At 51.2% G+C, this 17,917-nt stretch carries 16 protein-coding genes; 8 read left to right on the top strand and 8 right to left on the bottom strand.

Annotation, left to right across the window (positions count from 1 at the left end; translation table 11 throughout):
- Positions 1 to 388: 388 nt before the first annotated feature.
- The 4 genes from IB214_RS04220 to IB214_RS04205 are packed head-to-tail and all read left to right on the top strand — an operon-like array spanning position 389 to position 4,614.
- The gene (locus tag IB214_RS04220) at positions 389 to 1,279 is read left to right on the top strand and encodes a sugar ABC transporter permease (RefSeq protein WP_096755836.1); all 891 of its coding nucleotides are present in this window, start codon (positions 389 to 391) and stop codon (positions 1,277 to 1,279) included.
- A complete protein-coding gene (locus IB214_RS04215) occupies positions 1,272 to 2,174 on the top strand; it encodes a carbohydrate ABC transporter permease (protein ID WP_096755835.1) in 903 nt (300 codons plus the stop codon). Before IB214_RS04220 ends, IB214_RS04215 begins: the two co-directional genes overlap by 8 nt.
- A gap of 12 nt (positions 2,175 to 2,186) precedes the next feature.
- The gene (locus IB214_RS04210) at positions 2,187 to 3,314 is read left to right on the top strand and encodes an ABC transporter ATP-binding protein (RefSeq protein ID WP_096755834.1); all 1,128 of its coding nucleotides are present in this window, start codon (positions 2,187 to 2,189) and stop codon (positions 3,312 to 3,314) included.
- Between the two features lie 13 nt (positions 3,315 to 3,327).
- Positions 3,328 to 4,614: an ABC transporter substrate-binding protein gene (locus IB214_RS04205; protein WP_096755833.1), complete on the top strand. Its 1,287-nt coding sequence runs from the start codon at positions 3,328 to 3,330 to the stop codon at positions 4,612 to 4,614.
- A gap of 85 nt (positions 4,615 to 4,699) precedes the next feature.
- Here IB214_RS04205 and IB214_RS04200 read toward each other — a convergent pair whose 3' ends face one another.
- The 3 genes from IB214_RS04200 to kduI all read right to left on the bottom strand — a co-directional run bounded on the left by IB214_RS04200 (position 4,700) and on the right by kduI (position 8,088).
- Entirely contained in the window at positions 4,700 to 6,118 is a 1,419-nt protein-coding gene (locus tag IB214_RS04200) for a sugar porter family MFS transporter (RefSeq protein WP_115257557.1), read from the bottom strand.
- A 314-nt stretch (positions 6,119 to 6,432) separates the two neighbouring features.
- Positions 6,433 to 7,194, bottom strand: a complete 762-nt coding sequence (gene kduD / locus IB214_RS04195) for a 2-dehydro-3-deoxy-D-gluconate 5-dehydrogenase KduD (RefSeq protein ID WP_096755831.1) — start codon at positions 7,192 to 7,194, stop codon at positions 6,433 to 6,435.
- 57 nt (positions 7,195 to 7,251) lie between these two features.
- The gene (gene kduI / locus IB214_RS04190) at positions 7,252 to 8,088 is read right to left on the bottom strand and encodes a 5-dehydro-4-deoxy-D-glucuronate isomerase (protein ID WP_096755830.1); all 837 of its coding nucleotides are present in this window, start codon (positions 8,086 to 8,088) and stop codon (positions 7,252 to 7,254) included.
- A 459-nt stretch (positions 8,089 to 8,547) separates the two neighbouring features.
- On the opposite strand from kduI, the gene IB214_RS04185 reads away from it, so the two are divergent.
- A complete protein-coding gene (locus IB214_RS04185) occupies positions 8,548 to 9,723 on the top strand; it encodes an oligogalacturonate lyase family protein (RefSeq protein ID WP_096755829.1) in 1,176 nt (391 codons plus the stop codon).
- 167 nt (positions 9,724 to 9,890) lie between these two features.
- Here IB214_RS04185 and IB214_RS04180 read toward each other — a convergent pair whose 3' ends face one another.
- From IB214_RS04180 to IB214_RS04170, 3 genes are all read right to left on the bottom strand, one after another.
- Positions 9,891 to 10,574 carry an oligogalacturonate-specific porin KdgM family protein gene (locus tag IB214_RS04180; RefSeq protein ID WP_096755828.1) on the bottom strand — a complete coding sequence of 228 codons (684 nt, stop codon included), beginning with the start codon at positions 10,572 to 10,574 and terminating at the stop codon, positions 9,891 to 9,893.
- Positions 10,575 to 11,048: 474 nt separating this feature from the next.
- Positions 11,049 to 12,227, bottom strand: a complete 1,179-nt coding sequence (locus tag IB214_RS04175; RefSeq protein ID WP_096755827.1) for an acetyl-CoA C-acetyltransferase — start codon at positions 12,225 to 12,227, stop codon at positions 11,049 to 11,051.
- A 103-nt stretch (positions 12,228 to 12,330) separates the two neighbouring features.
- Positions 12,331 to 13,215 (bottom strand): LysR family transcriptional regulator, encoded by an 885-nt coding sequence (locus IB214_RS04170; RefSeq protein ID WP_117343813.1) that lies wholly within the window; start codon positions 13,213 to 13,215, stop codon positions 12,331 to 12,333.
- A 101-nt stretch (positions 13,216 to 13,316) separates the two neighbouring features.
- On the opposite strand from IB214_RS04170, the gene IB214_RS04165 reads away from it, so the two are divergent.
- Together IB214_RS04165 and IB214_RS04160 are read left to right on the top strand one after the other, a co-directional pair.
- On the top strand, positions 13,317 to 13,772 hold the full coding sequence (locus IB214_RS04165; protein ID WP_115257555.1) for a multidrug/biocide efflux PACE transporter: 456 nt from the start codon (positions 13,317 to 13,319) through the stop codon (positions 13,770 to 13,772).
- 142 nt (positions 13,773 to 13,914) lie between these two features.
- Entirely contained in the window at positions 13,915 to 15,144 is a 1,230-nt protein-coding gene (locus IB214_RS04160; RefSeq protein WP_115257554.1) for an amino acid permease, read from the top strand.
- 52 nt (positions 15,145 to 15,196) lie between these two features.
- Here IB214_RS04160 and rcnR read toward each other — a convergent pair whose 3' ends face one another.
- Positions 15,197 to 15,469: a Ni(II)/Co(II)-binding transcriptional repressor RcnR gene (rcnR, locus tag IB214_RS04155; RefSeq protein WP_016154292.1), complete on the bottom strand. Its 273-nt coding sequence runs from the start codon at positions 15,467 to 15,469 to the stop codon at positions 15,197 to 15,199.
- 119 nt (positions 15,470 to 15,588) lie between these two features.
- Here rcnR and IB214_RS04150 point away from each other — a divergent pair, with 119 nt between their 5' ends.
- Positions 15,589 to 16,476, top strand: a complete 888-nt coding sequence (locus tag IB214_RS04150) for a nickel/cobalt efflux protein RcnA (protein WP_117343812.1) — start codon at positions 15,589 to 15,591, stop codon at positions 16,474 to 16,476.
- A gap of 51 nt (positions 16,477 to 16,527) precedes the next feature.
- Here the strand turns inward: IB214_RS04150 and IB214_RS04145 are convergent, their stop codons facing one another.
- Positions 16,528 to 17,910 (bottom strand): amidohydrolase family protein, encoded by a 1,383-nt coding sequence (locus IB214_RS04145; RefSeq protein ID WP_117343811.1) that lies wholly within the window; start codon positions 17,908 to 17,910, stop codon positions 16,528 to 16,530.
- Between the last annotated feature and the right edge of the window lie 7 nt (positions 17,911 to 17,917).

The following is a 17,917-nucleotide window of genomic DNA, read 5'->3' as shown; positions in this document are numbered from 1 at the left end:
TTAACCCGCCCAAAAAGCTGCCATACATGTCGTCATAACCCATAGAAATCCGGCAGGAATTTTTAAAATATGACGCGCACCTCACCTATTTGAAACGCCGTTTCGACTTTGATCACATTTCCATCATTATGTGAATGACGTAGAAACAAATCGCAATAAAATAAATTAAAACGATGTTTTACAAATCAAGAACGGCGGTTCATTCATGTTGATCGTTAGGATGACAACCGGTTAATGACAACATTAAAAGCATTGTATATCAATCATTAACAGGGAGTATTGGTATCGCAAACAGACACAGAACGCCGACACACCGGGCATCCAGAGAGTATGTCCGGTTCGTTACAACCGAATCCGTATTAAACCATTACTCGCCAGGTAGGTATGTATGAATGAAAACAGAATGCTGGGATTGGCGTGGATATCACCCTACATCATAGGGTTGATAATCTTTACCGCCTTCCCATTCGTTTCATCTTTCTTCCTCAGTTTTACTGAGTATGACTTGATGAGTCCACCGGTGTTTAACGGCATCGAGAACTATCGCTACATGTTGACAGAAGATGCTCTCTTCTGGAAATCCATGGGCGTGACGTTCGCCTACGTATTTTTGACAATCCCTTTAAAACTGGCATTTGCATTAGGGATTGCGTTTGTTCTTAACTTTAAATTACGCGGTATCGGCTTCTTCCGTACGGCTTACTATATTCCATCCATCCTCGGTAGCTCCGTGGCTATCGCCGTGCTGTGGCGTGCGCTGTTTGCCATCGACGGTCTGCTGAACAGCTTTATCGGTGTATTAGGCTTTGACCCGGTTAACTGGCTGGGTGAACCCTCGCTGGCACTGATGTCCGTGACCCTGCTGCGCGTCTGGCAGTTTGGCTCCGCGATGGTTATCTTCCTCGCGGCGTTGCAAAACGTACCGCAGTCTCAGTACGAAGCGGCAATGATCGATGGCGCATCCAAATGGCAGATGTTTATGAAAGTCACCGTGCCGTTGATTACGCCGGTTATCTTCTTCAACTTCATCATGCAGACCACACAGGCATTCCAGGAGTTTACTGGCCCGTACGTGATAACCGGCGGCGGACCAACCTACTCCACCTACCTGTTCTCCCTGTACATCTACGACACGGCCTTCAAGTACTTTGACATGGGCTACGGCGCGGCGCTGGCCTGGGTATTGTTCCTGGTTGTTGCGGTCTTTGCGGCCATTGCCTTCAAGTCTTCGAAATACTGGGTGTTCTATTCCGCCGATAAGGGAGGCAAAAATGGCTGATATCCAACAAATCTCTGAAGCTCAGAGCATCGCTGAGCGTGAAGTTGCCCGCACCCTGCGTCGGGAAAAAATTAACGCGGCCATCCGCTACGTGATCCTGCTGTTGGTAGGGCTGCTGATGCTGTACCCGCTGGTGTGGATGTTCTCGGCCTCGTTCAAACCGAACCACGAGATCTTCACCACCCTGAGCCTGTGGCCTGCAAACGCCACCTGGGATGGCTTCGTCAACGGCTGGAAAACCGGTACCGAATACACCTTCGGCCATTACATGCTGAACACCTTTAAGTATGTGATTCCGAAAGTCATCCTGACCATTATCTCTTCCACCATCGTGGCATACGGCTTTGCCCGCTTCGAGATCCCATGGAAGAAATTCTGGTTCGCCACGCTCATCACCACCATGCTGCTGCCAAGCACCGTCTTGCTGATCCCGCAGTACCTGATGTTCCGTGAAATGGGCATGCTGAACAGCTATATGCCGCTGTACCTGCCGCTGGCCTTCGCCACGCAAGGGTTCTTTGTCTTCATGCTGATTCAGTTCCTGCGCGGCGTACCGCGTGACATGGAAGAAGCGGCGCAGATTGACGGCTGTAACTCCTTCCAGGTGCTGTGGTACGTGGTGGTGCCGATTCTGAAACCGGCCATCATCTCTGTCGCTCTGTTCCAGTTCATGTGGTCAATGAACGACTTTATCGGGCCGCTGATTTATGTCTACAGCGTGGATAAATACCCGATTGCACTGGCGCTGAAAATGTCCATCGACGTTACCGAAGGTGCGCCGTGGAACGAAATTCTGGCAATGGCGAGTATCTCCATTCTGCCATCCATCATTGTGTTCTTCCTGGCACAACGCTACTTCGTACAGGGCGTTACCAGCAGCGGAATTAAAGGTTAAGAGGGAAATATCATGGCTGAAGTGATTTTTAATAAACTGGAAAAAGTGTACTCCAACGGCTTCAAAGCGGTACATGGTATCGACCTGAAAATTGCAGAAGGGGAATTCATGGTGATTGTCGGGCCATCCGGCTGCGCCAAGTCCACCACCCTGCGTATGCTGGCCGGTCTGGAAACCATCAGCGGCGGCGAAGTGCGTATCGGCGAGAAGATTGTGAACAATCTGGCACCGAAGGAGCGCGGGATTGCAATGGTATTCCAGAACTATGCGCTGTACCCGCACATGACGGTGCGTGAGAACCTGGCGTTCGGCCTGAAGCTAAGCAAAATGCCGAAGGCACAGATTGATGCCCAGGTAAACGAAGCAGCGAAGATCCTCGAACTGGAAGAACTGCTGGAGCGCCTGCCTCGCCAGCTCTCCGGTGGTCAGGCACAGCGTGTGGCCGTTGGCCGTGCGATTGTGAAGAAACCGGACGTGTTTCTGTTCGACGAACCGCTGTCCAACCTTGATGCCAAACTGCGTGCCTCAATGCGTATCCGTATTTCCGACCTGCACAAGCAGTTGAAGAAATCCGGCAAGCCGGCCACCACCGTGTACGTGACCCACGATCAGACCGAAGCGATGACCATGGGTGACCGCATCTGCGTGATGAAACTGGGACACATCATGCAGGTTGATACCCCGGATAACCTGTACCACAAGCCGAAAAATATGTTCGTGGCTGGCTTTATCGGCGCACCGGAGATGAACATTCGCCCCTGCAAGTTGGTGGAACAAGAGGGACGTCTGCACATTGCCATCGGCAATGAAACCATGCCGTTGAACGACGAAAAGCAGGAGAAAGTCTCTTCTTATGTCGGTCAGGATGTCTTCTACGGCATCCGTCCGGAATTCGTCGACGTCGCCGAAGAGCCTTTTGCCGAAGGCAACTGTAGTGGCGAAATGGTACGCGTGGAAAACATGGGCCATGAATTCTTTGTTTACCTGAAAGTGGCAGATTACGAACTGACTGCTCGCATCCCTTCAGATAAAGCTAAGCCAATGATTGATAAAGGTCTTAACCGCAAGGTGCATTTCAAGTTCGATATAAATAAATGTCATCTCTTTGACGCAAAAACTGAAAAGAACATCTCTCTCTAATGGAGTTATAAAAATGAAAAAAGTGCTTTTAAGCGCCGCTATCTCCGCCACTCTGGGCCTGACCGCGCTGCCTTCTATGGCAAAGGATGTTGATTTACGTATGTCCTGGTGGGGGGGCAATGGCCGCCACCAGGTCACGCTGAAAGCGTTAGAAGAGTTTCACAAGCTGAACCCGGATATCACCGTCAAAGCCGAATATACCGGCTGGGATGGTCACTTATCCCGCCTGACCACGCAGATTGCGGGCGGTACCGAGCCGGATGTGATGCAAACCAACTGGAACTGGCTGCCGATTTTCTCGAAAAATGGCGACGGTTTTTACGACTTGAACAAAATGAAGGACGTGATCGACTTAAGCCAGTTCGATCCAAAAGAACTGCAGTCCACTACCGTTAACGGCAAGCTGAACGGGATCCCCATTTCCGTCACCGCGCGCGTGTTCTACTTTAACGATGAAACCTGGAAAAAAGCGGGCGTTGAATACCCGAAAACCTGGGATGAGTTGATGGCTGCGGGCAAAACGTTCGAAAGCAAGCTCGGCAAACAGTACTACCCGGTGGTACTGGAGCATCAGGACACGCTGGCGCTGCTGAACTCGTACATGATCCAGAAGTACAACATTCCAGCCGTAGATGAAAAGACCAAGAAATTCTCCTACTCCAAAGAGCAGTGGGTTGAGTTCTTCCAGACCTATAAAAAGCTGGTTGATAGCCACGTAATGCCAGACACCAAATACTATGCGTCGTTTGGTAAGAGCAACATGTATGAAATGAAGCCGTGGATCCAGGGCGAATGGGGTGGCACCTACATGTGGAACTCCACCATTAACAAGTACTCAGATAACCTGAAGCCACCGGCGAAGCTGGATCTGGGTAGCTACCCGATGATGGAAGGTGCCACGGACGCAGGGCTGTTCTTTAAACCTGCGCAGATGCTGTCTATTGGCAAATCCACGAAAAATCCGGAAGCCGCCGCGAAAGTGATTAACTTCCTGCTGAACAGCAAAGAAGGTGTCGAAACGCTGGGTCTGGAGCGCGGCGTGCCGCTGAGTAAAGCAGCCGTTGAAATCCTGACGCAAAACGGCACCATCAAAGAAAACGATCCGTCCGTCGCTGGGTTACGTCTGGCGCAGTCGCTGCCAACCAAACTCACCGTCTCGCCATACTTTGATGACCCGCAGATCGTGGCGCAGTTCGGTACGTCACTGCAGTACATCGACTACGGTCAGAAAACCGTGGAAGAAGCTGCTGCAGACTTCCAGCGTCAGGCTGAACGTATCCTGAAACGCGCGATGCGCTAAATAAAAAGCCGGGTGGCGGCTTCGCCTTACCCGGCCAATGCGAACCTGTCGGCCCGGTAAGCGAAGCCGCCACCGGGCATTAACATTACACGCCGATGTTCCGCAACTTCTCTCCCGCCATCAGTTTGCGTTCGATATGTTCCAGGGTGACATTTTTGGTTTCAGGAATAAGCCAGAACGTAATACCAATGAATACGACATTCAGCGCGGTATAAAGCCAGAATGTACCGGCCGCGCCAATACTGTCGAGCAGCGTCAGGAACGTTGCCCCGATGATCATATTCGACACCCAGTTGGTGGTGGTGGAACAAGTGATACCAAAGTCACGGCATTTCAGCGGCTGAATTTCCGAGCACAGGATCCACACCACCGGTGCGGCGCTCATCGCATAGCCGGCGATACACATCATGGTCATGCCGACGGACAGCCACGATAACCCGCGGGATGCCGTGCCGTTATCAAACTGCATCAGGCAGTAGCCCAGCACCAATGTTCCCAGCGCCATCACGGTAAAACCAATTTTCAGCGCCGGTTTACGCCCGGCTTTATCGACGGTAAAGACGGCGATAAACGTAGCAAACATAAAGGTTAAGCCAACCACCAGGGTGGCAATCATCTGCTGTTCTGTGGTGGTAAAGCCCGCCATCTTAAAAATCCGCGGCGCGTAGTACATGATGATGTTCATCCCGGTGAACTGCTGCATCGCCTGCAGCAACATACCGAGGAAAACCGCACGACGCACGTTACTGTTGATCTTAAACAGCGCCCATCCGCCCTGCTTTAGCTTCAGGCTTTCGCGGATGTCATTCAGTTCATCGCGGGCTTTTTCCGAGGTATCTCGCAGCATACGCAGCACTTCTTCGGCTTCAATATGACGCCCTTTTTGTGCCAGCCAGCGCGGGCTGTTCGGTAAAAACACCACCAGAACAATCAGCACCACCGCAGGCAGGGCCAGCACGCCGAGCATGGCCCGCCAGTTGCCAGTGTAGCTGAACGCCGTATCGGATAAAAAGGCCAGCACAATGCCCAGCGTAACCATCAGCTGGTACATGCTGATCATTTTTCCGCGCACGTTTTCACTGGCCATTTCGGAGAGATAAAGCGGCGCGGTATAGGAAGCAATCCCGACGGCAACCCCCAGTACGACCCGGGCGGCGATCAGAAGCTCAACGCTTGTCGCGAATGCCGATCCCAACGATCCGAGAACAAAGAGGATTGCCCCAACCATCAGACTGTATTTTCGCCCGAGACGGAAAGAGAGCCAGCCGTTGAACAGTGCGCCAATTGCCGCACCCAGCATCATGCTGCTGACTACCCACTCCTGCAAACGACTGCTTAGCGCAAAGTGTTCAGTGATAAACGGCAGCGAACCCGCGATCACCCCAATATCCAGACCAAATAATAATCCTGCGACAGCAGCGGAAACTGAGACAAACAGATTCATACGTCGCGTGTCGCGCATTGCGCGCGGTGCTAAAGCAGCATCATGATTAATTGAGACCATTTTTTCCTGCCAGAAACAGAGTAAGACATAAAACTGAAAATAAGGGATCCCTTGCCAGGGGCGTCAGGCTGGAAACGGCATAGTTATGGATAAAATAGCTAGCCCATACCGTTATGTGATGGACATTACAATTTTAAAATTTATAGATAATTACTCAATAAAATTTAATATACTGATATTAAAGAGTATTAAATATTACCGTTTCATACATATGAAATTATTTATGGATTAATTTATAACCATAATATGGATTAAAATAACTTAAAACCAAAAAAAACCTGCCGTTGGCAGGTTTTTTAATACTGGAGAGGGAATTAACGCGCCAGCCAGCCGCCGTCTACTGCAACGGTATAACCATTGATGTAGTCAGATGCGCTGGAGGCCAGGAATACGATTGGCCCCTTCAGATCGTCAGGCAGACCCCAACGGCCTGCCGGGATACGATCGAGGATTTCTGCGCTACGCTGCTCATCAGCACGCAGCTGTTGCGTGTTGTTGGTCGCCATGTAGCCCGGTGCAATCGCATTGACGTTGATGTTGTGTTTTGCCCACTCGTTCGCCATCAGGCGGGTTACGCCCATCACGCCGCTTTTTGATGCGGTGTAAGACGGCACGCGGATGCCACCCTGGAAGGAGAGCATAGAGGCGATGTTAATAATTTTCCCGCCGTTGCCCTGCGCGATGAAGTGCTTCGCCGCCGCCTGGGACATAAAGAATACACTCTTAATGTTCAGGTTCATGACGTCGTCCCAGTCTTTTTCGCTGAAATCGATCGCATCATCACGACGAATAAGACCCGCATTGTTCACCAGAATATCGATATGGCCGAATTCTGCCACCGCGCGCTCCAGCAGTGCCGGAATACCGTCAATCTGACGCAGGTCGGCAGTCAGGCTTAAAAAGCGACGGCCCAGGGCAGTAACACGTTCGATAGTTTCTGTCGGCTCAACAATGTTGATACCCACGATATCGCAGCCCGCTTCCGCCAGACCCAGCGCCATACCCTGGCCCAGACCGGTGTCACAACCTGTCACAACGGCGACTTTACCTTCAAGAGAGAATGCATTCAAAATCATTGTTAATCCTTATTTTTTATAGTGCCCATCACCGACAGGCTGAGTGGCCGCCCGCGACTAGCGCAGATCTTTTACTGCAACGTGATCCATGTCATCAAAGACCTGGTTTTCGCCGACCATACCCCAAATAAACGTATAGGCTTTTGTGCCCACGCCAGAGTGGATAGACCAGCTTGGAGAAATAACAGCCTGCTCGTTGTGCATCACAATATGGCGCGTTTCCTGAGGCTGCCCCATCATGTGGAATACACAGGTGTCTTCTTCCATATTGAAGTAGAAATAGACTTCCATGCGGCGTTCATGGGTATGGCACGGCATGGTATTCCACAGGTTACCCGGCGCCAGTTCAGTCAGACCCATGCTCAACTGGCATGTTTCCAGAACATCCGGCACAAAGTATTTGTTGATGGTACGGCGGTTACTGGTGAGATCATCGCCCAGCGTCACCGGCGCAACGTCTGCTGGCGTGACTTTTTTGGTTGGGTACGCGGTGTGTGCCGGTGCACAGTTGTAGTAAAACTTCGCCGGAGTTGCCGCATCAAGGCTGGCAAACACCACTTCTTTGGCACCTTTACCGACATACAGCGCATCGCGGTGACCGATTTCATAGCATTGACCATCGACGGTAATCGTGCCCGGACCACCGATGTTGATCACGCCCAGCTCACGGCGTTCGAGGAAATACGTTACGCCCAGCTGTTTGCCAACTTCACCACCAACGGAAACGGTTTTGGCCACCGGCATAATCCCGCCGACAATAATACGGTCGATGTGGCTGTAAACCATGGTGTATTCGTCTGCGACAAATACCTGTTCTACCAAAAATTCGTTACGCAGCGCCTGGGTGTCCAGGGTTTTAGCATGCGCACTGTGGATACTTTGTCTTACGTCCACATTTACCTCCAGTGATAAATTGACCGTGAATACGTTATCGGATAGCGAAACGTCGTTCCGTTTTTCCTAATGCGTTAATGATATCTCTCCCGGAACGCGTTTTCAATTACAACTAAAACGATGTTTCACTTTTTCTGCATCTTATTATCAAAAGTGTAGTTGCGATCACGCTAGCGACGGAAAATCGGCAGATAACAAAAAACAACTGGATTTAAAAACCATATAAAACATATAGATGCAAAATAATAAGAAATGATAACTCCATGGAGGTAGAGATAAAGCATTCAACAACCTCTCGCCGCAGAAATGCTTTCTTATGCTTTTTGTTACAAATTGCGTCATCAATCACACATGATGAAACGCTGTTTTGATAAATTATCACTTGGTTTTTAAATTCATCATAAATCTGGGTGCTGACGCAGATTGCTGAAATCCTGCGTACGGTAAAAGGAGTGCATTATGGCTAAAGGCATGCGGGTCAAGCTGAACTATGAGATCAGCCGCGATCCGGATACAGGCGTGGAAGTCACCCGACTGACCCCACCGGAAGTAACCTGTCATCGAAACTATTTCTATCAGAAATGCTTCTTTAATGATGGCAGTCACCTGCTGTTCGCCGGTGAGTTTGACGGTCACTGGAACTACTATTTACTGGATCTTGCCAAAGCCGAAGCCGTTCAGTTGACCGAAGGCGCAGGTGATAATACCTTCGGCGGTTTTTTATCGCCGGACGACAGCGCCCTCTACTATGTCAAAAACGACCGCACCCTGCTGGAAGTGAATCTCAAGACGTTGGCAGAACGCGAAGTGTACCGCGTGTCTGATGACTGGGTGGGCTACGGTACCTGGGTTGCCAACAGCGACTGTACAAAACTGGTCGGTATCGAAATTGCTAAAAGCGACTGGACACCGTTAAACAGCTGGCAGCTGTTCCATGACTTCTTCCATAAAGGCCCGCACTGCCGACTGCTGCGCGTCGATTTACGTACCGGCGACAGCGCGGTGATTCACGAAGAGAAAAACTGGCTGGGTCATCCGATTTATCGTCCGTTCGACGATAACACCGTCGCTTTCTGCCATGAAGGTCCGCACGATTTGGTCGATGCGCGAATGTGGCTGGTCAATGAAGACGGCAGTAACGTGCGTAAAGTTAAAGATCATGCGCAGGGTGAAAGTTGCACCCATGAATTTTGGGTCCCGAACGGCTCGGCGCTGGTCTATGTCTCGTACCTGAAAGGTCAGCAAGGACGCACCATCTCCAGCTACAATCCTGATACCGGCGTTAATGAAGCCGTAATGTTAATGCCTGCCTGCTCGCATTTAATGAGCAATTTTGATGGCACGTTGCTGGTCGGCGATGGTTCAGGTACACCGGTTGACGTGAAGGATACTGGCGGTTACACCATCGATAACGACCCTTATCTGTATGGATTTGATGTAGCGAAGAAAAGCTGTTTCCGCATCGCACGCCACGATACTTCCTGGGCTACCGTGGCAAACAGCCGTCAGGTCACCCACCCGCATCCGTCGTTTACACCAGACGATCGCGCGGTACTTTTTAGCTCAGACAAAGATGGCAAACCGGCGTTGTACATTGCCAAACTGCCCGAGCAGCCGGAACTGTTTCAACTGTAGTCCCCGAAATGATTGTGCCCTGTTTTTAATTTAATGTTTCTGTAACTGGCCTTGCCCTCCTCGCGGAGGGCTTTTTTTATTAATAGAAAAGCTCAATACTATAAATAATAAGCAGCAGAAAACCCCGGTCAACATCTCCGGGGTATTTCGCCAGCTATTGATGGTATTTAGAAAGAATAGGCGACGCCCATACGGAAACGAGTTTGACGCTCATCCGTTGTTTTCACACCCACGTTCCCGACTTCAACATACGGTGCCCAGTTTTTATCCCACTTATAGGCTAACTTGGCATTATATTCATTGGAGTAGGTTTTATTATTATTACGCGCTACACCTTCGGTGCTTTTGGCGTAAACATAGTTCAGCTCAGTACGCCAGTCACCCAGCACAAAACCAACCCACGCATCCCCACGGTTTACCTTATCATCTTCTTTATTGGAGCTTGAAGGATAGCGTGTATATTCATAACGATAGCGGGTAGCGACATAGAAACCATTCTCAAAACTGTACTGCAGGTGCAGGTTCGGTTTGTAGATGGTGCGGCTGTCATTACTTTCAAGTGTCAGACCTGGCGTTACCGCAATATTGCTGGTTGCTTTCCAACGCCAGTTAATTGAGTCTTCATGACCGTTACCCACTACATCAGCAAAAGGCTGGTCAGCTTTATCACCACCCGATTTCCATTTTGCTTCAACGGTAAAACCTAAACCATTTTCAAAACGATGCGACACCGACACGCGATCAGCATTAGACCCGCTATCAATATATTCATGTCGTAAGTCAACGGTGACAGCCTGCGCTGCAAATGACGCACCAATTAAAGACGCAAGCACCAGAGTGTTCTTAAACATATGCTACCCTCAAATTAAAATGATGTTCCTTTTTTATGGAATTGCATTTTATTTTTTTAACACCACTATTTTAGTGATCATGATCGTAATTATTTGTTTCAAAAAAAATGGACAACAACAGCGTGATGAATATCAAACAAAAATCATCTAAAAACCCGAAAACAAAGATCATGATCACGGTTCATTTTATTTAAAATGAATAGCAGAAGTATTAATCACAACAATTGACATTAAAAACAATGAGATACAATAAAACACGCAGTTAATAACGCAAGTTATATTACCTGTGATAATTATACGATTTTGTATTATTAATTAAGTTATAAGCGAAAAGGGTAAATCAGAGGAAAGATTTTGCTTCAGAGTTTTTCTGAATAGATTTTACTTATTTCAAAATATAACAGGTGAGCGCTGTCACATTTGCATGGACAGCGCGGCAGGAAGGCGTATTTGAGAGGATTAATTTAGAGCGGATCAGTCACGTTCGATGGCCAGCGCCACACCCTGGCCGCCGCCGATGCACAGCGTTGCCAGACCTTTATGCGCCCGGCGTTTCACCATTTCATGGACCAGTGAAACCAGAATACGGCAGCCGGACGCCCCAATCGGATGACCGAGCGCAATGGCCCCACCGTTCACATTCACCCGGCGTTCATCCCACTCCAGCATTTTGCCGACAGAAAGCGCCTGCGCGGCAAACGCTTCGTTGGCTTCGATAAGATCAACATCCGCCAATTGCCAGCCAACTCGTTCCAGGCAACGTCGCGTCGCGTACACCGGCGCAATGCCCATCAACGCAGGATCAACCCCGACGCTGGCAAAGGCACGAATGCGCGCCAGCACGGGTAAGTTCAGCTCTTGGGCCTTGGCTTCGCTCATCATCATCACGGCAGCAGCACCATCGTTTATTGATGACGCGTTACCCGCCGTAACGGACCCCAAACGATCAAAGGTAGGATCCAGACGCGCCAGCCCTTCTGCGCTGGCATCGGTTCTCGGCTGTTCGTCGGTATCCACCACTATCGATTGCCCGTTACGCTGAGTGACCACGGGCACAATTTCATCTTTAAACCGCCCAGCATCGATCGCCATACGCGCTTTGTGTTGCGAGTGAAGCGCGTAGGCATCCTGTAATTCACGGCTGATACCGTATTCCCGCGCCAGGTTTTCCGCGGTAACGCCCATGTGATAATCGTTGAAAGCATCCCACAGGCCGTCGTGCACCAGGCTGTCGACCAGTTGACTATTACCGAGTTGCGCCCCGGTGCGACTGTCGGTCAGGACATGTGGGGCGCGGCTCATATTCTCTTGTCCGCCGGCAATCACAATATCGGCTTCACCGCACTGGATAGCCTGCGTTGCCAGATGCAACGCCTTCAGGCCCGAGCCACAAACGTCGTTAATGGTGATGGCGGAAACGGTGTTGGGGAGTCCCCCGTTAATGGCAGACTGGCGTGCCGGGTTTTGCCCTGCCCCCGCCGTGAGGACCTGACCGAGGATCACTTCATCAATAGAGTGAACATCCACCCCGGTGCGTTCCATTAACGCCCTGACCACCATACTGCCTAATTCAACGGCAGAGTGGCGTGCCAGCGTACCCTGGAAGCAGCCAATCGGTGTCCTCAACGCCCCCACTATCACAACCTCTTTCATCACCACCTCAGCGCAAAATAACAGCGCAATAGTAGATGATTGTTAAGAATAGTTATCTTAGTTGTTTAGAAAATGGTGAGTTTTATCACAAAGGAAATGTGTATCATTTATCTATCATCGAAACGCCACCCTGTTGTAAGTGATCGCGTAGCCAGCTTCCCGCCACGCCAGGCGGCGATTTCTTGTTCCACAGCAGGTCGATAGAAATAGCCTTTGGCCAGCCAGGCACTTTCAGCTGTACCAGCTGTTTTTCCGCAGCAAACTCCTCCACCAGCGCACAAGGCAGCGCACACCAGCCAAATCCCTGCACCGCCATACTGAGCAACAATAAATAGTTAGGCGCTGACCACACCGGACCGCGCGCCACGTTAGTGCCGCTTTCCAGATAGGTATTTAGCCGCAGCTCGCGCCAGGTACGCAGTTGCTCCCACTGCAGTTTTTCCTGCGCCGCCAGCGGGTGCGAAACCGCCACGTACAATCCCATCAAGGTTTGCATCGGCAGGCGTGTGACGCCCATGTCCGTGGGGTAATCCTCGCGCGCTTCAAGGAGACCAACCTGCGCACGTCCCTTTTGCAGCAGATCGATTACGTCCTCATCTTCGCCAATCAGACATTCAAACTCGGTGTGCGGAAACAGTCGGTCAAACTGCACCATCAAATCTTCCAACACATCCGGATGCAGGGTGTCCGAAAGCACAAAAGTCAGACGTGCTTCCGTTGCACCCGACAGCGAAATCGCCGCTTCATCCAGCCGCTCGCTGGCCGACAGAATCGCCTGCACATAGCCAAGAATCCGTTTGCCTTGCTCGGTGAGCGTGGGTTGACGTGAAGAGCGGTCAAACAACGCAAAGCCGAGATCGGCTTCCAGATTGGCTATCGCCGTGCTGATGGTGGACTGACTTTTGCGTAACCGCCGCGCCGCCGCAGAAAAGGAGCCGCAGGAGACGGTCTCAACAAATGCCGTTAATGCTTCAGGAGAGTAGCGCATAAACTATCTACTTTATCGATGGATCCTATCTTTTAGATATCACATAAAACGATAAAATTACCACTATTCCGTTATCCGGGCATCAAAGAAGGTTTCAGATTATGCAACACGATACAGTCCAACGCCGTTCGTTAATGGAACGTATTTTTCACGCCGTCTGTTTTGAGGGTATTGCCACCGCCGTTCTCGCGCCAACCGCCGCGTGGTTGATGCAGCGCTCAGTGCTGGAAATGGGCGGATTGACCATACTTCTGGCGACCACGGCGATGATCTGGAATATCATTTATAACGCCCTGTTTGACCGCTTATGGCCGACTCACCTGGTAAAACGTACGGCTAAGGTCCGCGCATTTCACGCGTTAGGTTTTGAAAGTGGGTTTATTGTGATTGGGGTGAGCATTATGGCGTATGTGCTGAACGTCAGCCTGCTGCAAGCATTCACCCTGGAAATTGGTTTCTTCCTGTTCTTCCTGCCGTACACCATGTTTTATAACTGGGCGTATGACACATTACGCGAGCGCGTAATGAAACGTCGCCAGCAGCGCGTTACTGCCTGATAATCCAATGAATAGTCGGAATTATCTCCATTCCGGCTATTCATCCCTTCTCCCGCCCACATGCTCACACCTCCCCCAGCCCCGCTCATTTGTGGTAAATTGCGCTTCTTTTTGTTTATTTTATAGTTGATACGTTCAAATAATGTCGAAAATTTGGTCAAAAGAAGAGACTCTCTGGAGCTTCGCGTTATACGGGACTGCCGTCGGCGCAGGAACCCTTTTCCTCCCCATACAGCTGGGTTCTGCTGGCGCGGTGGTGCTGTTTATCACCGCACTCGTCGCCTGGCCTTTAACCTACTGGCCGCATAAAGCGCTGTGCCAGTTTATTCTGTCATCCAAAACCTCAGCGGGTGAAGGGATCACTGGCGCAGTCACCCACTATTACGGCAAAAAGATAGGCAGCCTGATTACCACCCTCTATTTTGTGGCCTTCTTTGTGGTGGTGCTGATCTACGCCGTGGCGATCACCAACTCACTCACCGAACAGCTGGCAAAACATATCGTAATCGATCTTCGCGTACGTATGCTGGTCAGTCTCGGCGTAGTGCTGGTGCTGAATTTGATTTTTCTGATGGGTCGCCAGGCCACCATTCGGGTGATGGGTTTTCTGGTATTCCCGCTGATCGCTTACTTTTTGTTTCTGTCGCTCTACCTGACCGGAAGCTGGCAGCCAACGTTACTCACCGGCCAGATGTCGTTTGATCAGCACACGCTGCATCAGGTCTGGATATCGATTCCCGTGATGGTTTTCGCTTTTAGCCATACGCCGATTATCTCCACGTTTGCTATCGACAGACGTGAGAAATACGGCGAGCAGGCCATGGGTAAATGCAAAAAAATCATGAAAGTCGCCTACGTTATCATCTGCCTGAGCGTGCTGTTTTTCGTCTTCAGCTGTCTGATGTCGATTCCGGTAAATTACATTGAAGATGCGAAGCACGAGGGTGTGACCATTCTGTCCGCGCTGTCGATGATGCCCAACGCGCCCGCATGGCTGTCGATTTCCGGGATCATCGTCGCCGTAGTGGCGATGTCAAAATCGTTCCTCGGCACCTACTTTGGCGTGATTGAAGGGGCGACAGAGTTGGTCAAAACGTCACTGCACCAGGTCGGTGTGAAGAAAAGCCGGGCCTTTAACCGCGCCCTGTCTATTATGCTGGTCTCCACCATCACGTTTATCATTTGCTGCATTAATCCAAATGCAATTTCAATGATTTACGCGATTAGCGGGCCGCTGATCGCCATGATTTTGTTCATCATGCCGACGTTGTCTACCTATCTGATCCCGGCCCTGAAGCCGTACCGCTCGGTGGGCAATCTGATCACCCTGATTGTCGGTCTGCTGTGCGTATCTGTGATGTTTTTTGGCTAGAACGTGTTGTTTAATGGCTCATTCCACTATGTGGATGAGCCATTAAACTGAATTATTTGATGTAGGAGTCCAGCACCTTCAGCACCACATCCAAATCCTCTTCACGCTTGATTTCATCACCCTGATGCACGATATGCTCGGTCAGATGACCTTTAATCACTTCACGCATTAATCCGTTTACCGCGCCGCGAATTGCCGCAATCTGCTGTAAAACGGCGGCGCATTCATGCGGTTCATCAAGCATAGTTTTCAGCGCGGCTACCTGCCCCTGAATCTTACTCGCGCGGGCTTTGAGCTTTTGTTTGTCGCGGATCGTATGTGACATCGTCCTGTCCCCGTTGCATAAATCATGACGTACTATACCGTGCCGATCTACTGGGGGGTAGTATTCGGTACTGGGGGGGAGTAGAATCTGACGAAACAAACCAACTAAGAATCATTCTCATGGGTGAATTTTCGACGCTTCTTCAGCAGGGCAACGCCTGGTTCTTTATTCCCAGTGCGATTTTATTGGGCGTGCTGCACGGCCTGGAGCCGGGGCATTCCAAGACCATGATGGCGGCCTTTATCATCGCCATTAAAGGCACCATCAAACAGGCGGTCATGCTGGGACTGGCGGCGACGCTGTCGCACACCGCCGTGGTGTGGTTGATTGCGCTGGGTGGGATGTATATCAGCAAAGCCTTTACCGCCCAGGCGGTCGAACCCTGGTTACAGTTTGTCTCGGCGATTATTATTCTGAGTACCGCATTGTGGATGTTCTGGCGCACATGGCGCGGGGAGCAGAACTGGCTGGCCGACGCGCATCACGACCACGGGCACGATCATCACCATGATCACCACCATGACCATGACCACCATCATCATGCTCACCACGACGCTCATCATCATGATCATCACCACGAACACGATCATGCCGCGCTGGCAGGCTTTGCTGAAGATTCAAAAGAGTATCAGGATGCCCACGAACGGGCGCATGCCACGGATATCCAGCGCCGCTTTGCGGGTAAAGAGGTTACCAACGGGCAAATTTTGTTGTTTGGCCTGACCGGCGGACTGATCCCGTGCCCTGCCGCCATCACCGTATTGCTGATTTGCATCCAGCTCAAAGCTTTTACGCTGGGGGCCACCATGGTGTTGTGCTTTAGCGTCGGTCTGGCAATAACGCTGGTTACGGTGGGTGTAGGCGCGGCCATCAGCGTGCAGCAGGCAGCCAAACGCTGGAGCGGGTTTAACACGCTGGCGCGCAAAGCCCCCTATTTTTCCAGTGTGTTGATTGCTATGGTCGGCGTATATATGGGCATTCACGGTTATATGGGGATCGTGGGGTAACACGAGTCACAATAGCGCGCAGCGACCTTTGCCGCTGCGCGTGAAACCTGACTAGCTCGCCACATTCCCCCACACCAGTTGGCCTTTATGGAAGGTTGCGGTACGGGGAGAGATTCGAGCGACGGCCTCGGCAGAACAGGAGGCATCCACCAACACAAAGCTGGCCTCATCCTGTGCTTTTGGCCATACGCGTTCGCCTTTATCGTTGAGCGGCAGCACATCGCCGGTGGCAAGGAACAGCGCCCGCGACAGGTTGAGTTCGTTAGGGCGAATATAAAGCTGCGCGTACAGATTGGCCTTTTCCAGCATGTCCCCCAGCCCGTACGGCGACCAGTGGTCGATCACGCTGTCGGTGCCGGTAATCACCACCACGCCTTTGTCGCGCAGCTGTTTCAGCGGCATGTGCATCGTGCCAATCGGCACCGTCGAGGCAATGGTAATTTGCTGCGCCACCAGGCGGGTCGCCAGTTCATCCACCTGCTGCTCGTTCAGCGTAGACAGCGCAAACGCATGGCTGATGGTCAGCTTGCCCTTCAACTGCGGGGTTTTCTCTACCGTTTCCACCATGTAATTCACCGCTGCCACACCTGCCGGGCTGGTTTCATGCAGATGGATATCCACGCCTTTGTCGTAATCGAGCGCAATCTGGAACATGGTGTCGAGGGATTTCTCCATCGCCCCGTCCACGCTGGTTGGGTCCAGCCCACCTACGTACTGCGCCCCCGCCTGCATCGCTTCACGCATCAGCGGTTCAGACTTCGATAACAGCAGGCCATGCTGCGGAAATGCCACGATCTCACAGGCAAAACCCGGCTGACGATGCGCCAGCACCGCCTGTAGATTCTCCAGATTTTTCAGCCCGGAAACCGGCTCAATATTGCAGTGGCTGCGGGCAATCGAGGTACCTTTTGATTGCAGCAGGTCGATAAGCTTTTCCGCACGCTCTTGCGTATACGGCTGCAGTTCAGGCAGCAGCTTTTGTTCCAGGCGAATCATATCCTGAATAGTGGTGCCCGCCGGGCGGTTGAGTGAGCGCCATGGACCGCCATAAAAGGTTTTATCCAGATGGATGTGCATGTCGCGCATGGCGGGCAGCATCAGCTTTCCGCCTGCATCGTAGTGCGGCAGCGTGACATCCGGATGCTGCTTATTCTCACGCAGCGCAACAATTTTCCCGTCCTGAATCTCTACGGTTTGCAGCGCGGTACGGGTATGCACCACCACGGCGTTTTCGTAATCAAATCCCGCTTCCAGCAGGACGTTATCCAGGTAGTAGTGTTTATCGTTAATCGTCATCGTGTTCTTCGCGCAACGGGTTGTCCCGACAGGATCCGCAGCATACGCGACCGGAGCGACCGCGCCAAATAGCGCGGCAGCGGTGACCATTTTTCCGCTCTGGCTTAAAAACTCACGGCGGCTGTTACTTTCCTTCATTCGCATC

This window comes from Citrobacter sp. C1 (assembly GCF_014596895.2).
Classification (GTDB): Bacteria; Pseudomonadota; Gammaproteobacteria; order Enterobacterales; family Enterobacteriaceae; genus Citrobacter; species Citrobacter gillenii.
The sequence above is the reverse complement of the archived record's forward strand: the minus strand, read 5'-3'. Positions and strand labels throughout refer to the sequence as shown.

Coding starts and splice junctions, on each gene's coding strand:
- IB214_RS04145 (WP_117343811.1), bottom strand. CDS start 17,910: ATGAAGGAAAGTAACAGCCGCCGTGAGTTTTTAAGCCAGAGCGGAAAA.
- IB214_RS04200 (WP_115257557.1), bottom strand. CDS start 6,118: ATGGTCTCAATTAATCATGATGCTGCTTTAGCACCGCGCGCAATGCGC.
- IB214_RS04170 (WP_117343813.1), bottom strand. CDS start 13,215: ATGCGCTACTCTCCTGAAGCATTAACGGCATTTGTTGAGACCGTCTCC.
- IB214_RS04185 (WP_096755829.1), top strand. CDS start 8,548: ATGGCTAAAGGCATGCGGGTCAAGCTGAACTATGAGATCAGCCGCGAT.
- IB214_RS04205 (WP_096755833.1), top strand. CDS start 3,328: ATGAAAAAAGTGCTTTTAAGCGCCGCTATCTCCGCCACTCTGGGCCTG.
- rcnR (WP_016154292.1), bottom strand. CDS start 15,469: ATGTCACATACGATCCGCGACAAACAAAAGCTCAAAGCCCGCGCGAGT.
- IB214_RS04175 (WP_096755827.1), bottom strand. CDS start 12,227: ATGAAAGAGGTTGTGATAGTGGGGGCGTTGAGGACACCGATTGGCTGC.
- IB214_RS04165 (WP_115257555.1), top strand. CDS start 13,317: ATGCAACACGATACAGTCCAACGCCGTTCGTTAATGGAACGTATTTTT.
- IB214_RS04160 (WP_115257554.1), top strand. CDS start 13,915: ATGTCGAAAATTTGGTCAAAAGAAGAGACTCTCTGGAGCTTCGCGTTA.
- IB214_RS04215 (WP_096755835.1), top strand. CDS start 1,272: ATGGCTGATATCCAACAAATCTCTGAAGCTCAGAGCATCGCTGAGCGT.
- IB214_RS04210 (WP_096755834.1), top strand. CDS start 2,187: ATGGCTGAAGTGATTTTTAATAAACTGGAAAAAGTGTACTCCAACGGC.
- IB214_RS04220 (WP_096755836.1), top strand. CDS start 389: ATGAATGAAAACAGAATGCTGGGATTGGCGTGGATATCACCCTACATC.
- IB214_RS04150 (WP_117343812.1), top strand. CDS start 15,589: ATGGGTGAATTTTCGACGCTTCTTCAGCAGGGCAACGCCTGGTTCTTT.
- kduD (WP_096755831.1), bottom strand. CDS start 7,194: ATGATTTTGAATGCATTCTCTCTTGAAGGTAAAGTCGCCGTTGTGACA.
- IB214_RS04180 (WP_096755828.1), bottom strand. CDS start 10,574: ATGTTTAAGAACACTCTGGTGCTTGCGTCTTTAATTGGTGCGTCATTT.